At 64.4% G+C, this 12629-nt stretch carries 15 protein-coding genes; 4 read left to right on the top strand and 11 right to left on the bottom strand.

Annotated elements, in window-relative coordinates:
- The first annotated feature begins 69 nt into the window (after window positions 1-69).
- Window positions 70-735 (top strand): O-methyltransferase, encoded by a 666-nt coding sequence (locus KPL74_05685; protein ID QWT21494.1) that lies wholly within the window; start codon window positions 70-72, stop codon window positions 733-735.
- Window positions 736-804: 69 nt separating this feature from the next.
- Complete coding sequence (locus KPL74_05680; protein ID QWT21493.1) at window positions 805-1254, top strand: PaaI family thioesterase; 450 nt, start codon at window positions 805-807, stop codon at window positions 1252-1254.
- Here KPL74_05680 and KPL74_05675 read toward each other — a convergent pair.
- From KPL74_05675 to KPL74_05645, 7 genes are all read right to left on the bottom strand, one after another.
- Window positions 1251-1352, bottom strand: coding sequence for an excisionase family DNA-binding protein (locus KPL74_05675; protein QWT21492.1), 102 nt, complete (start codon window positions 1350-1352; stop codon window positions 1251-1253). The genes KPL74_05680 and KPL74_05675 overlap by 4 nt on opposite strands.
- A gap of 230 nt (window positions 1353-1582) precedes the next feature.
- Window positions 1583-1903: a hypothetical protein gene (locus KPL74_05670; protein ID QWT21491.1), complete on the bottom strand. Its 321-nt coding sequence runs from the start codon at window positions 1901-1903 to the stop codon at window positions 1583-1585.
- Between the two features lie 30 nt (window positions 1904-1933).
- Entirely contained in the window at window positions 1934-2074 is a 141-nt protein-coding gene (locus KPL74_05665; GenBank protein QWT21490.1) for a hypothetical protein, read from the bottom strand.
- Between the two features lie 83 nt (window positions 2075-2157).
- Window positions 2158-2562 (bottom strand): hypothetical protein, encoded by a 405-nt coding sequence (locus KPL74_05660; GenBank protein QWT21489.1) that lies wholly within the window; start codon window positions 2560-2562, stop codon window positions 2158-2160.
- Window positions 2563-2659: 97 nt separating this feature from the next.
- Window positions 2660-3304, bottom strand: coding sequence for a glutathione S-transferase family protein (locus KPL74_05655; GenBank protein QWT21488.1), 645 nt, complete (start codon window positions 3302-3304; stop codon window positions 2660-2662).
- 69 nt (window positions 3305-3373) lie between these two features.
- Window positions 3374-4108, bottom strand: coding sequence for a hypothetical protein (locus tag KPL74_05650; GenBank protein ID QWT21487.1), 735 nt, complete (start codon window positions 4106-4108; stop codon window positions 3374-3376).
- The gene (locus KPL74_05645) at window positions 4108-5868 is read right to left on the bottom strand and encodes a DUF4166 domain-containing protein (GenBank protein QWT21486.1); all 1761 of its coding nucleotides are present in this window, start codon (window positions 5866-5868) and stop codon (window positions 4108-4110) included. Before KPL74_05645 ends, KPL74_05650 begins: the two co-directional genes overlap by 1 nt.
- A gap of 167 nt (window positions 5869-6035) precedes the next feature.
- Between KPL74_05645 and KPL74_05640 the strand changes: the two genes are divergently transcribed.
- Window positions 6036-6710, top strand: coding sequence for a class I SAM-dependent methyltransferase (locus tag KPL74_05640; GenBank protein ID QWT21485.1), 675 nt, complete (start codon window positions 6036-6038; stop codon window positions 6708-6710).
- 8 nt (window positions 6711-6718) lie between these two features.
- Here KPL74_05640 and KPL74_05635 read toward each other — a convergent pair whose 3' ends face one another.
- Window positions 6719-7006 (bottom strand): hypothetical protein, encoded by a 288-nt coding sequence (locus KPL74_05635; GenBank protein ID QWT21484.1) that lies wholly within the window; start codon window positions 7004-7006, stop codon window positions 6719-6721.
- A 136-nt stretch (window positions 7007-7142) separates the two neighbouring features.
- The gene (locus KPL74_05630; protein ID QWT21483.1) at window positions 7143-8171 is read right to left on the bottom strand and encodes an aldehyde reductase; all 1029 of its coding nucleotides are present in this window, start codon (window positions 8169-8171) and stop codon (window positions 7143-7145) included.
- A 99-nt stretch (window positions 8172-8270) separates the two neighbouring features.
- Between KPL74_05630 and KPL74_05625 the strand changes: the two genes are divergently transcribed.
- A complete protein-coding gene (locus KPL74_05625; GenBank protein QWT21482.1) occupies window positions 8271-9215 on the top strand; it encodes an AraC family transcriptional regulator in 945 nt (314 codons plus the stop codon).
- Between the two features lie 38 nt (window positions 9216-9253).
- Here the strand turns inward: KPL74_05625 and KPL74_05620 are convergent, their stop codons facing one another.
- Together KPL74_05620 and guaA are read right to left on the bottom strand one after the other, a co-directional pair.
- Window positions 9254-10813 carry a Fic family protein gene (locus KPL74_05620; GenBank protein QWT21481.1) on the bottom strand — a complete coding sequence of 520 codons (1560 nt, stop codon included), beginning with the start codon at window positions 10811-10813 and terminating at the stop codon, window positions 9254-9256.
- A gap of 176 nt (window positions 10814-10989) precedes the next feature.
- Entirely contained in the window at window positions 10990-12546 is a 1557-nt protein-coding gene (gene guaA, locus KPL74_05615; protein QWT21480.1) for a glutamine-hydrolyzing GMP synthase, read from the bottom strand.
- Window positions 12547-12629 lie beyond the last annotated feature (83 nt).

Genomic DNA, 12629 nt, shown 5'->3' with positions numbered 1-12629 from the left:
GCGAATAGAAAACCTGACGAATTCGTCACATTCTAATCCGGCACCCCATCACGTCAACCGGAGAGTCCCATGACCACCCTCACCACCGCACCGCTGGCCGGCCTGATCGACCATCTTTTCATCGAAGCCGACAAGGTTTCCTGGGCGAACAATCCTGCCCTAGCCAACCTGACCAGCGACGACCACGTGCGCCTGATGCAGAGCAAGACCGAGTACCTGGAGTTCTACGGCGCCATGGGCGACATGCCCCTGCCGGTATCGCGCGAAACCGGCGCCCTCCTGTACATGCTCGCACGCAGCATCCGCGCGCAAAGCGTGATCGAGTTCGGCACCTCGTTCGGCATCTCCACCCTGCACCTCGCGGCCGCGCTGCGCGACAACGGCGGCGGCAAGCTGATCACCACCGAGTTCGAGGCGTCGAAGATCGTTCGCGCTCGCGACAGCCTTGCCGCGGGCGGTGTCCTCGACCTGGTCGAACTGCGCGAAGGTGATGCGCTAGAAACGCTTTCGCGCGGGCTGCCGGCGTCGATCGACCTCGTGCTGCTCGACGGTGCGAAAGCGCTTTATCCGGAGATCCTCGCCCTGCTCGAACCGCGCCTGCGTCCGGGCGCGTTGATCGTCGCTGACAATGCGGACTACAGCCCCGAATACATCGCAAAGGTCCGTTCCCCCGCGAGCGGCTATCTGTCCGTGCCCTTCTCGGACGACGTGGAACTGTCGATGCGGCTGGGCTGATGCGCCGACGGTTGCCGTAAACCACGTCCGCCTTCATATTATGGGCATACGTCAAACGAGGGCTGCGTGATGGACATCGCCAAAGAGCTGGGCCCAGGCCTCACCGGCCTGGAGCAACTACGCAAGATGATCGCCATGGGCGGCCGTGCGCCGATCGGCGAGACGATGGACATCACCCTGGTCGAGGCAGGCGACGGCATCGCCGTGTTCGAAGGCGTGCCGTCGCTGCGTGTCTACAACCCCATCGGCATGGTGCACGGCGGCTTCGCTGCCACGTTGCTCGATTCCGCATGCGGCTGCGCGGTGCACTCGAAGCTGTCGCCGACCCAGGCGTACACGACCCTGGAACTGAAGACGGCGTACCACAAGGCCATCACAGCAGACACCGGCGTGATGCGGGCGGAAGGCCGCGTGCTGACCATCGGTCGCCGGGTGGCGTTCACGGAAGCGACGTTGAAGGACGCGGCGGGGAAGCTCTATGCGTCGGCAACTTCGACGTTGCTGGTGATGGAACGCTAAGGGTCGGCGAAGCGCATGCGCCGATGGTTCCCGGTACGGTGAAATGGAAGGGCGCCCTGCTCAAGCAATTGCACCGTGTGCGGTCGGGACACATTCAAGACGAGTTATTACCTGTCTGCGTGGCTTCCGATGTCACGGTCCGAGCTCTCAATTCTTGGATTGAGTGCGAACCGTTCGGCACATCTCCGCAGAAGGCGTGAATTCCCCGGGGATAGAGGGCAATCACCGCTTCGCACCGAACCACTACGGAAATACCTTCAATCAGTACGGCCAAAATTTCGCTCCTCCACCGCAGGTTACTTTGTAGCTCTCATTCTGCCCGATCGTGTTATTTTTGTTCGCGTAGGCGTAATTGAAAATCCCTACGCCAAAACAGGAATTTTTGAGGATCAGGGTCTCCCTTCAGTGCCAGATAGTAGTGAATTCTCACCGCCATTCCCATGGGCGCCTCGTGCTCAAAGAAATCTTTATCTTGAGCACTGATTCCAATGGATTCGCAAAAAGTCTGGTCTTGAAAAAGCCTGTAATAGTCCATGGCAAGTGCGACTGCCGCGTCACTCGAATGCCCAAATAGCGACTGGAGATTCGATACGATCCGGTTGAATAACCAGTCGCTTTCTTCAGCTCTTTGTGATGTCGACCGTGTCATCGGCTACCTCGCCCTATATCTTTCAAATAGTCAGCCGCGCGCCACGTATGAATGCCTGTTCGGAACGAAACGTTTGGCCTTGCAGACGTGCCCCCCAGAAATCGACGTTGCGGACGACGGCGGCTCCCGATGGTCATGTTCGCTGATCGATTGTTCGGTCACGATGCTCATGCACGCACTCTCTTGACGAAAGTAATGCCTGAGCATGATTTCAGAGACTTGTTGTTTTATGGTTCAAGCGACGATTTCGAAGGCTAATCTTGTTCGCGATATATCCGGTAGTCATCCGCCTCGCGCCAATTATCAGTAAACGAGTCGATTAATCTAAGTAGCGAATTGTCGGCTCTCGCTGCGAAGAATTCTTCATTTTCCCTTTCTGCCGTTGCAAGGACCGCCTTCCACCGCAATCTGTGCATGCAGAACGCTATGGCGTCAATGGACAAAAGCGGTTTTCCACCGTTTCGCACATTCCGATAGGTGCGTATTGAGGAGATCATCGCATCAGAGAATAGTTCTTCGCTATCAGGCTCTCCCTCGATAAGACATAGCAAGCTCTCATAACCAGCCTCAAGTTCTGGCGAGTACGAAGCCTCCAGTTCAGCTATGTGTTCGCAAAGCTTGCGGAATTCATCGAAAACCAAATCACGATTCTTGTTCATTTTTGGCGCATCCATTGCCCAAGTTTAGGATCGTACGTCGGCGACGTCGACGTTCCTGGTGATGAAGCGTTAGTCGACCGACGCGACCAGGGCGGACCTACGCGGCGTCCGCCGCCGCGAAATGGGCGATCTGGTCGGCTCTGGCCTTGGTGAATCCCGGACGCGCCGTAGCCCTTGCCACGTAGTCCTTGCAGGCGGGGAACGCTTCGAGACCGTCGAAGCGATCGACCAGGCGGAGCACGTCGGACATCAGGATGTCGGCCACGGTGAACGGGCCGGCGAGCCACTCGCGACCGGTCAGTACCGCATCCATGTGGCGCAGGCGCGCGGTGAGGAACTCGTCCAGCCGCGCCCACGCCGAGCTGTCCCGGCCCTCGCCGGAGAAGGCGAGGATCGACCACGGCAGGCTGGCCATCTCCACCGAATTCAACGCGGCGAAGACCCATTCGGTGACCTCCGCCCTGCCGCGTGGATCGGTCGGCAGCAGCCGGGCGCTGCGACTACCCAGGTGCATCAGGACGGCGCCGCTTTCGAAGATCGAGATCTCGCCGTCGGTCAGCCACGGCACTTGCCCGAACGGTTGGTGGGCGAAGTGTTCGCTGCCACGCTCGGCGAACGGCACGCCGCGAACCGTGTACGGCAGGCCGGCTTCTTCAAGCGCCCAGCGGACCCGCAGATCACGGACGTAGCCGCGCGGCGCTTCGGGAACCCAGTCGAAGGTGTGCAGCGTCAGCGCGGACATGGCGAGATCTCCGGTTGCCTCAGGGTTCCCGGAGCGTACCCCACCGACTTCGTGGGCCGCCACGGCCGTTCAGGCCACGGCCGATGCCAACTCACCCCCGATCAGCGTCGCGTCCAGCTTGCTGGCGTAGATCGCCGACTCCATCAGTAGCGTCAACGCGATCCGTGGCTCGAGCACGCTTTGGACATCGACGATCGGTTTCAGCGCGGCCTGCGCGGCGATCGCGGCCCACCAGGCCACCGGCGCCTTGCCGATCTGCGGCGGTGCACCCGGGAGGGGATCATTGAAGCACTTCAGGGCAAACGGCCAGACAGCCTTGAGCAGGTCGCGGGCCGGCAGGTGCGCCTGGTGCTTCTCGGGAACGGACGACCTGCCCTCGTTCGCGCCGCCGATGCTCGAGGCGACGTAGGAAAACAGCGTGCCGACCACAGGCAGGTCGGCTTCGGTCAGCCCGGCCTGCATCGCCCCCGCCGCGGCCATGGCCCACACGCGCCGAGGCGCATCCTCGTTATCGCGATGCAGGAGCAGATTATTGAGCGCATCGCCGAACCAGTATTTCCCGCCGTCTCGCGTGGTCATCAGGTGGATGTTCTCTCCGGGTACCGGTGTCATCTCGCCGAACAGCGTGCGTTGCGCGGCGTATCCGGCGATCACGCCGGCAGCGGAGACATACGTTTCCGCGTGCAGGCGCCCGTCGATGGCGAGGCGTTGTGGCAGCGCCTGGACCATGAGGCCCATGGCGAGGTTGCAGGCGATGTCGCCGTCGGCATCGGCCCAGGGTATGCGGTTTACGGATTGGGTCATCAGCTCGTCCTTGGTTGAAGTTCGCCCTGGTAATGCACGATCAGCCCGACCAGTGGCGCGGATATCTCGACATCGAAGTGGAACCGGCCATCGGCCTCGTATTCATGACTGACGCCCCGGGGCAGGAGGAATCGAGGCATCGGAATCCCGAGCACCGACCAGCGCCGCGGCACGAGCGCGAGGCGTCCGTTGTCGACGACGAGGGCCAGCGCGAAGCTGGCCACGCCGAAGCGCTCGGTGAGCAGGTGCGCGCCACGGCCGCGCCCCAGCGCCTGTAGCGAAGAAAAATCCCTGAAGCCGAACGAGCGGGTCCAGCGTTCCGCGCCATCGGCTTCCGGAGTGAACGTCACGGTCACCGGCACGTGCGAACCGGCTTTCGGAAAGCCCACCAGCGCCCGGACGATCCGGGCAAGGATGCCGCTGCCGTGGCGTACGTCGGCGTGGCCACGCCACTGTCGGTGGCCCGCGATGCCATGCAGCGCCTGCAAGGTCGCCGGTAACGTGTCGAACGCGTTGCCGAGTACGCGGCGATAGAGCGGTGCGGTGGCGTCGTCCGCACGAAAGCCGGTATGGATGGACCGGTTCGCGAACAGCGCGTCGTAATCGGCCAGTTCGAGCGCTCGCGTCGCCGGTCGCGCGCCGGCCGCCGGGCGCTCTCCCTTGATCAGCTTGCGCACGATCGCCTCAATCGCCATCGATGGGATGTACGGACCGTCGTCGCCTTCGGCGAGGAGGTGCCAGCTGCGTTCGACCGGTTGCCCATCCGCATGGCCGCGGGCGCGTACGAACATGCCGCCGCGATGCTCGCCAAAGCGCATCAGGTTCAGCACCCGGTAGAACAGTGGCGAGAGTGGTTCCAGCGACGGCAGGCGCAGCCGGTGGCGCGCCTTCGCAAGCAGGTTGAGGATGCGATGCAGGACCTCGGGCACCGGGCCGGCACCCATCCAGATGTCGGTCATCGTCGGGTGTTCCGGCGGGATCACCTGCAGGTCGGGAACATCCACCAGCGAGAAGTGGATGTTCCGCAAGGGCAGCTTGCCTGGTGCGGCGATGGTGAAGCGCATGCTTTCGGCGAGGCCCGTGCCCTGCCCCGGCTTGCCGTCGCGCCACAGCTTGACCGGCGCACCCGCGTAACCAACCACCGCGCGCATCACGTTGAGGCCGATGCCGGCATACGGCGAAGGCGCGATGCCGCCCTGCACGCTCACAATGTCCATGCCCCTGGCGAGTTCGCGCAGGACGGCAGCGGTGAGCACAGGGAAACTGCTGACGCCCGACAGCGCGAACACGCCGGCCGCCTTCGCCCGTTCGTCGAGGCTGGCAACGCCGAAGACGAAATCGGCCGCGTCCGCAAAGTCGACGTAGTCGATGCCCGCGTCGATGCACGCCTCGATGACGGCATAGGGGCGGTCGCCACAGTCCTGGAACGGACCCGAGGCATCGACGACCAGCCCAGGCCGCTCCGTCGCCAGTACATGGGCCATGTCGCGACGATCAACGCGCATGGCGCGGACGCGAGCGCGCCCTTCGTAGCGCCGGCAGAAGTCGGTGGCTTTCGCGAGGTCGCGGCCACAGACCAGCAGTTCGAGGCCGTCCAGGTCGGAGAGCAGTTCGGCGAGACGGCCACCGAAGACACCGTAGCCGCCCAGGATCAGGATGGTGTCGAGTTTGCTCGCTTGCGTGGCAGCAGGCGGTGCCATGGACGAGGCTTCGAACGGGACGGTCGGCTCGGACACGCCCCCTGGAATCGGTACCGCCATGCGCCTGAGCATCCTTTCTGGCTGACCGCCGCACTGTTGCGAATGGCCGGGCTGGCGTCAAGCCAGCTTAGTAAGGCTGACGATTTGACGCCGGAATTTCTCGCAACATATGATGTTACATGAGTTGAAGGCGCCACCGCCTCCCAACTAAATCTGAAGGAAGCCTCATGTCGTCATTCTCCGATCCCGCCGAAGTCGCCAGTTACGCCGAGCGCGTGGCTCGCCACGTGCCGGGGCTGCGCGACCTGCATCGCATGGTCGGCCTGCTGCTTGCCGAGTGCGTTCCCAGCGATGGTCGGATTCTTGTCGTCGGCGCCGGTGGCGGACTGGAACTGAAAGCGATGGCCGAGCTTCAGCCGGGCTGGCGATTCACAGGTGTCGATCCCTCGGCGCCGATGCTTGAGCTGGCGCGTCGCACGCTCGGCGACCTCGCCTCGCGCGTCACGTTCCATGAGGGCTACATCGATGATGCTCCCGATGGGCCCTACGATGGCGCGACCTGCCTTCTCACGCTTCACTTCCTGCCGCAGGACCAGCGCATCCGCACGCTGAGGGAGATCCACAAGCGATTGAAGCCCGGTGGGCGCCTCATCACCGTCCATCACAGCTTCCCCACGGACGATGCCGGCAAGGACAAGTGGCTGGGCCGAAATGCAGCGCTGGTATCGACCTCCCCTGTCGATCCGGCCAAGGCCGCCGAAAGCATCCGAATAATGAAGGAAAACCTGCCCGTGCTTTCGCCCGAACAGGACGTTGTCGCCCTTGAAGAAGCGGGCTTTGGCAACGTCGAGCTGTTCTATGCGGCCTTTACCTTCAAGGGCTGGGTCAGCGAGCGCTGGTGATGCCCCTGTCACGCCATGTGCTCACCGCATCCGGCGGTATCTGTAAAGCCGACCCAATCCGGGCTCGCTTCGATTAACACGGCGGACGGGGCCGCGCGCTGGACGTCCGACAAGGCACTACGCATGGCCGAGCATGCACTAGCCGCCTCGCGCTTAAACTCCAGCGCCAGCCGGCCAGGTTGCCCCATGCCAATCAGTGCGTCGTCGCATCCAGCCTCGCCCAGTCGCTCAACGAGTTCGTCGAAGTTCCGGTCGTCAGCGGCGAGCTTGTACTTCAAGGTAAAGATGTATTCCATGGATTTACTCCCGCACGCCGTCGCGCGCCAATCTCCTCGAGGATGTTGACGCGCGACATTCGCCCGCGATGTCGGTGAGTTCCGAACGGGAACGTAGGCCGCGGGCGATAGGCGTGAGAGCCGCCGAGCGCGGCGCTCAAGCGATAAGACCAAGCCGCACCAGGCTCTCCGCGGTGGCGACGATGACGTCTTCGCGCGAGCGCGGCGTCCATCCGAGGATACGCTCAGCCTTCGCCGCGGTGACATTGAGATCCATGCCGAGCAGCGGCAGCGTCGAGCGAATCGCGGGGGTGGTCTTCGCAGCCATCCGGACCACCCAGTTCGGCAGGACGCGATCGGTGACCTTCGCGGCGACCGGCCCCATCCGTTCGCGCAGGATCCTGGCGACGTCTACGAGCCACAGGCTCTCGCCCGCGGTGGCGACGAAGCGCTCGCCGGCGGCCGCCGGATCGACCATGGCGCGCAGGTGCAGGTCCGCGACGTCGCGCACGTCGACGAATCCCGAGTTGATCCGCGGTACGCCCTGCTGGCCTTCGAGCAGGTTCTTGATGAGACGGATCGAATGGGAATAGTCGGCGCCGAGCACGGGGCCCATCACGGCTGTCGGGTTCACCGCCGACAGCTCAAGGCCCTCGCCTTCGCGCGCAATGAAGTCCCACGCCGCGCGCTCCGCCAGCGTCTTCGACTTCTGGTACAGCCAGACGTCGCCGCTGATATCGCTCCAGTCCGTCTCGTCGAACGGTCGGCGGTGGCTGGCCTTGTGCCCTGCGCCAATGGCGCCGAAGGCGGAGGTCAACACGACCCGCTTGACCCCGGCCGCCCGTGCCGCCCTGAGCACCCGCAGGTTGCCGTCCACCGCCGGGCGGACCCATTCGTCTTCGGTCACCTGGTCGCCCGACGGCGTCGGCGAGGCGCCATGGATGACGTACGCGCAGCCCGCGACGGCATCGGCCCAGCCCGCGTCGTCGCCGAGGTCGGCACGGACGAAGGAAAGCCGTTCGCCGGCATCGACCCCCGCCGTGTGCAGGTGCCCACGCACCTCGTCCTCGCGTTGCAGCGAGCGGACAGTGGTGCGGACGGTGTAGCCCTTCTGAAGCAACGCCACCATGCAGTGCTGGGCGATGAAGCCGGTGCCGCCGGTGACGAGGACGCGTTCGTTTGCCATGGTCTGGAACCTGTCGGTGTGGGGATGCGACAAGGTTAGGCAGCGCGAACGGTACTTTGAATGCGATAGAGTGCGTGTTACTTGCTCGCGAGTACAGCCATGAGTGCCGACCCGTTCTCCGACATCCTCAGGTTCACCCAGGCGGAATCGCTGGTCACCGGCGGATTCTCCGCGGGCGGCCCCTGGTCGATCGCCTTCCCGCCACCGTCCAGCATCAAGTTCTTCGCCGTGGTCAAAGGCGGCTGCTGGGTGCGCATCGAGGGCGAAGCAGAGCCTGCATGGTTCGGCACGGGCGATGTCGGACTGATCACGGCCCCACGGCGCCTGGTGCTGGCCAGCGACCTGGCGCTCCCGCCTGCCGACGCGATGGCGGTGTTCTCGGGTTCCGGGAAGAGCGTGGCGATGCTCGGAGACGGTGCCGACTTCGCCCACATCGGCGGCCACGTGAAGCTCGATCCTGCCAGCGGGCGCCTGCTGGCGGACGTCCTTCCTGCCTGGATCCACGTACCGGCGGACTCGCCCCAGGCGACGTCGTTTCGCTGGTTGCTTGCCGAACTCGTCGCGGAACGACGCACCGAGCAGCCGGGCACGCAGCTCGCCTCGGCCCAGTTGGCCCAGTTACTGTTCATCCAGATCCTGCGCGCGCACCTGCAGACCTCGGGCCCGATGCCTGCCGGCTGGCTGCGTGCGCTCGGCGATCCGCGCATCGCGCCCGCCCTGCGCCTGATGCACGCCGAACCCGCACGCGCATGGGGCCTGGAGGAGCTGGCGCAGGCATGCGCCATGTCGCGCACGACCTTCGCCAATCGCTTCCGCGACGTGGCGGGCAGCACGCCGCTGGCCTATCTCGGCGCATGGCGCATGCACCTCGCGACACGCGCGTTGCGCGAGGGCAAGACCAGCGTGGCCGCCCTCGCGGACGAGCTGGGCTACGGCTCGGAAAGCGCGTTCAGCACGGCATTCAAGCGCGCAACGGGCGAGTCACCGAGGGCGTTCCGGCTCGCGGCACGGGCACAGCCGGAGCCCGATGCTATCGATCCCTAGCGACCCAGGACGAAAGCAACATCCTGGGAGACGCCGCGTCACGAATCGCCATCGAGCGCCGACGTAACCGCGTCGACCAACGCGTCCCATACGCCCGCCGTCTTGAGCAGGGGCATCTCCTTCGCAAGCACGTTGCTGAGCTGTCCCTTGTTCTGCTCGATGGATCGCAGGATGCGGTCTGCCTGGGCATCCGGCATTTCCACCACCTGCTTGATGGCGACGCGCGCGCGCCCATGGCGACGCAGGTAGAGCGACTCGTCATGCATCTGTTCGGTAATCGTCCTGCGGAGAATGCCGGACAGAAAACGAACATGGGCCCCGAGGTCAGGAAACCGCCACGCGGGCCTGGCGATCGCATCGCCAGAAAAGCGGAAGTTCGAGACGACCCCGTCCGGGTACATATGCTGATGGTCTTCGAAAGACACGTTTCTCCGAACGGCTTCCATAAGCGGCCGGGACACGGTGTCCAGCGCTCCGTCATAAGCCTTGCGCTCGGCCGAGTCATCGGTAATCGCCGCCGAAACGGGGAGGATGACGGGAGGTGGCACGACCCCGTCACGGCGCAAGACGTCGTTGATGAGGAAGCGGTGGACGCGGCCATTGCCATCCGCGAGCGGGTGGATATAGACGAAGCCGAACGCGGTAACGGCGCTGCGCATCACCGGCGACTGCCCTTCCGTGCGATGCAGGAACTCGGACAAGCCTGCGAGCATCGACCCGAGATCCGACGCCGGCGGTGCCACGTAGTGCACCACTTCTTCGAAACGAAACGTTTCGCCGACGAAGACCGGCGATTGACGTAAACCCAGTCGAGTCACCGTCGTCCTGTCGCCCAGGATGTCGCCTTGAAGCTCAGCCAGGCGCGCCTCGCTCAAGGGAACCTCCCCTTCTCCGGTCCGACGTGCCATCACGTCAGCGAATCGCTGCACGCGTGAAGACTGATCCGCCTCGCCCTCGATCGCGAAGCTGGCCTTGCTTTCGCGAAGTGTCAGCCAGCTTGCGGCACGCATCAGCAAGTCTTCGCCGAATTCGGCGGTCAGCTGGCCAAGCAGGCCTGCAATGTCGAGCTGGGCCGCCTGGACCGTGGCGTCGGTCTTGACGATGGTCGGGCTGAAGAACGGCGTGCCAGGCAGGTTGTCGTTTATCCGCCAGCGCGCGACCTTACGTATCCGATCGGGCGACGCAGTGACCAGCTTGGCGGCGTCGAGCGCGTCAACGTAATTGCCACCCAGGCGCGCGGGTACCTGGAGGCTTTCCCCCGTCAGCCATTCATAGAGGAACGCCGCCCGCCTCGCGTACTGACCCGTGGCCTCGGCGTCCACCCACGACTGCACCATCGACGGGCCCGTCGCCTGGAACAGGCGTGCCAGGAATTCGAGGTGTGGTACTTCGTGCCGCAGATGGAACTGCAGGTGCGCCGCCGGCTCGTCCGGCGGTCGCATCGACTCAACGTAGGTCTCGAGCCGAAAGCCATCCGTGGTTTCCGTTGCACGACGGGTGCCCACCTGACTGACGACGGGAAGACGCGCCAGTGGCGCGACCTGGTACGTCCGGGCCAACCACGCCGCGCCAATGCCGTCGACCGGAAACGTGTTCATGCCACCTCAGCCTGCACGGCGCGTGCCGCGCAAAATCGATTAGAAACGCAGGAAATCGTCTTAAAGCGATTAGACCTGCATCAAATCGATTAGGAAAGGGCATATTTGGAAAAATACGATTATGCCCGGCTTTTATTGGTGCGGTTCGGAGAGAACTCGACCCTGCGAGTTCCCGATCACTCCCACTCGATCGTCGCGGGCGGCTTGCCCGAAATGTCATAAACAACGCGAGAAATACCGCGCAACTCATTGATAATTCTCGTGGAGCACTTATCAAGGAAGTCATACGGCAGGTGAGCCCAGTGCGCCGTCATGAAGTCGATGGTCTCCACCGCGCGCAGGGCGATCACCCACTCGTAGGCACGACCGTCACCGACGACGCCGACCGAGCGCACCGGCAGGAACACGGCGAACGCCTGGCTGACGCGGTCGTACAGGTCATGCGCGCGCAGCTCTTCGATGAAGATCGCGTCCGCGCGCTGGAGCAGGTCGACGTATTCCGCCTTCACTTCGCCGAGCACGCGCACGCCGAGGCCCGGGCCCGGGAACGGGTGGCGGTAGACCATCTCGCGCGGCAGGCCGAGTTCGACGCCGATCCGGCGGACTTCGTCCTTGAACAGTTCACGCAGGGGCTCGACCAGCTTGAGCTTCATGTGCTCCGGCAGGCCGCCGACGTTGTGGTGGCTCTTGATGACGTGGGCCTTGCCCGTCTTGCTACCGGCGGATTCGATGACATCCGGGTAGATCGTGCCCTGGGCCAGCCACTTCACGTTTTCGAGCTTGGCCGATTCCTCGTCGAAGATCTCGACGAACAGGCGGCCGATGATCTTGCGCTTGGCTTCCGGATCTTCCACGCCAGCCAGCGCGTCGAAGTAACGCTGCTTCGCGTCGACGCGAATGACGTTCACGCCCATGTGCTCGGCCATGGTGGCCATCACCTGGTCGCCTTCCTGGAAGCGCAGCAGGCCGGTGTCGACGAAGACGCAGACCAGCTGGTCGCCGATCGCCTTCTCCAGCAGGGCCGCCACGACGGAGGAATCGACGCCGCCGCTGAGGCCGAGCAGCACGCGGTCGGAGCCGACCTGCTCGCGGACGCGGGCCACGGCGTCTTCGATGATGTGCGCGGCATCCCACAACGTGGCCGCCTGGCACAGGTCGACCACGAAGCGGCGCAGCAGCTCCATGCCCTTCTTCGTGTGGGTCACTTCCGGGTGGAACTGCAGGCCATAGAAGCGGCGCTCGTCGTCGGCCATCGCCGCCAGCGGCAGGCTCGGGGTCGACGCGGTGGCGCGGAAGCCGTCCGGCAGCTTCGTCACGCGGTCGCCGTGCGACATCCACACGCCAAGCGCTTCGCCGTCGGCCATGACGTTGTCGAACAGGCCGCACGAGGCGAAGGTGACCGTCGCCGCGCCGAACTCGCGGTGGTGGCCGGCCTCGACCTTGCCGCCGAGCTGCTCGGACATCGTCTGCATGCCGTAGCAGATGCCCAGCACGGGGACGCCCAGCTCGAACACCACCTGCGGCGCACGCGGGGAATCCACCTCGGTAACCGACTCGGGGCCGCCGGAAAGGATGACGCCGCGCGGGTTGAAGCCGCGGATCTCGTCCGGTGCGTGATCCCACGCCCACACTTCGCAATAGACGCCGATCTCGCGCACGCGGCGGGCGATCAGCTGCGTGTACTGCGAGCCGAAATCGAGGATGAGGATCTTGTCGCTGTGGATGTCGGTCATCGTGGCGGCCTGCAAGGAGTCAATCGGTGGAACCGCGCGACATGGCGCGCAGCCCCTTCAAAAAGCAGAACGCCCACTGCGAG

Origin of the sequence: Bacillus sp. NP157 (assembly GCA_018889975.1) — a bacterium.
Taxonomy (GTDB): domain Bacteria; phylum Pseudomonadota; class Gammaproteobacteria; order Xanthomonadales; family Rhodanobacteraceae; genus Luteibacter.
Note: the sequence above shows the minus strand (reverse complement) of the source record. Positions and strands in the feature narration are given on the sequence as shown.

What these genes read in the sequence shown, in the direction of transcription:
- KPL74_05665 (QWT21490.1), bottom strand. Translation starts at nt 2,074, where the DNA reads ATGAGCATCGTGACCGAACAATCGATCAGCGAACATGACCATCGGGAG.
- KPL74_05680 (QWT21493.1), top strand. Translation starts at nt 805, where the DNA reads ATGGACATCGCCAAAGAGCTGGGCCCAGGCCTCACCGGCCTGGAGCAA.
- guaA (QWT21480.1), bottom strand. Translation starts at nt 12,546, where the DNA reads ATGACCGACATCCACAGCGACAAGATCCTCATCCTCGATTTCGGCTCG.
- KPL74_05640 (QWT21485.1), top strand. Translation starts at nt 6,036, where the DNA reads ATGTCGTCATTCTCCGATCCCGCCGAAGTCGCCAGTTACGCCGAGCGC.
- KPL74_05655 (QWT21488.1), bottom strand. Translation starts at nt 3,304, where the DNA reads ATGTCCGCGCTGACGCTGCACACCTTCGACTGGGTTCCCGAAGCGCCG.
- KPL74_05670 (QWT21491.1), bottom strand. Translation starts at nt 1,903, where the DNA reads ATGACACGGTCGACATCACAAAGAGCTGAAGAAAGCGACTGGTTATTC.
- KPL74_05685 (QWT21494.1), top strand. Translation starts at nt 70, where the DNA reads ATGACCACCCTCACCACCGCACCGCTGGCCGGCCTGATCGACCATCTT.
- KPL74_05630 (QWT21483.1), bottom strand. Translation starts at nt 8,171, where the DNA reads ATGGCAAACGAACGCGTCCTCGTCACCGGCGGCACCGGCTTCATCGCC.
- KPL74_05620 (QWT21481.1), bottom strand. Translation starts at nt 10,813, where the DNA reads ATGAACACGTTTCCGGTCGACGGCATTGGCGCGGCGTGGTTGGCCCGG.
- KPL74_05635 (QWT21484.1), bottom strand. Translation starts at nt 7,006, where the DNA reads ATGGAATACATCTTTACCTTGAAGTACAAGCTCGCCGCTGACGACCGG.
- KPL74_05660 (QWT21489.1), bottom strand. Translation starts at nt 2,562, where the DNA reads ATGAACAAGAATCGTGATTTGGTTTTCGATGAATTCCGCAAGCTTTGC.
- KPL74_05645 (QWT21486.1), bottom strand. Translation starts at nt 5,868, where the DNA reads ATGGCGGTACCGATTCCAGGGGGCGTGTCCGAGCCGACCGTCCCGTTC.
- KPL74_05650 (QWT21487.1), bottom strand. Translation starts at nt 4,108, where the DNA reads ATGACCCAATCCGTAAACCGCATACCCTGGGCCGATGCCGACGGCGAC.
- KPL74_05625 (QWT21482.1), top strand. Translation starts at nt 8,271, where the DNA reads ATGAGTGCCGACCCGTTCTCCGACATCCTCAGGTTCACCCAGGCGGAA.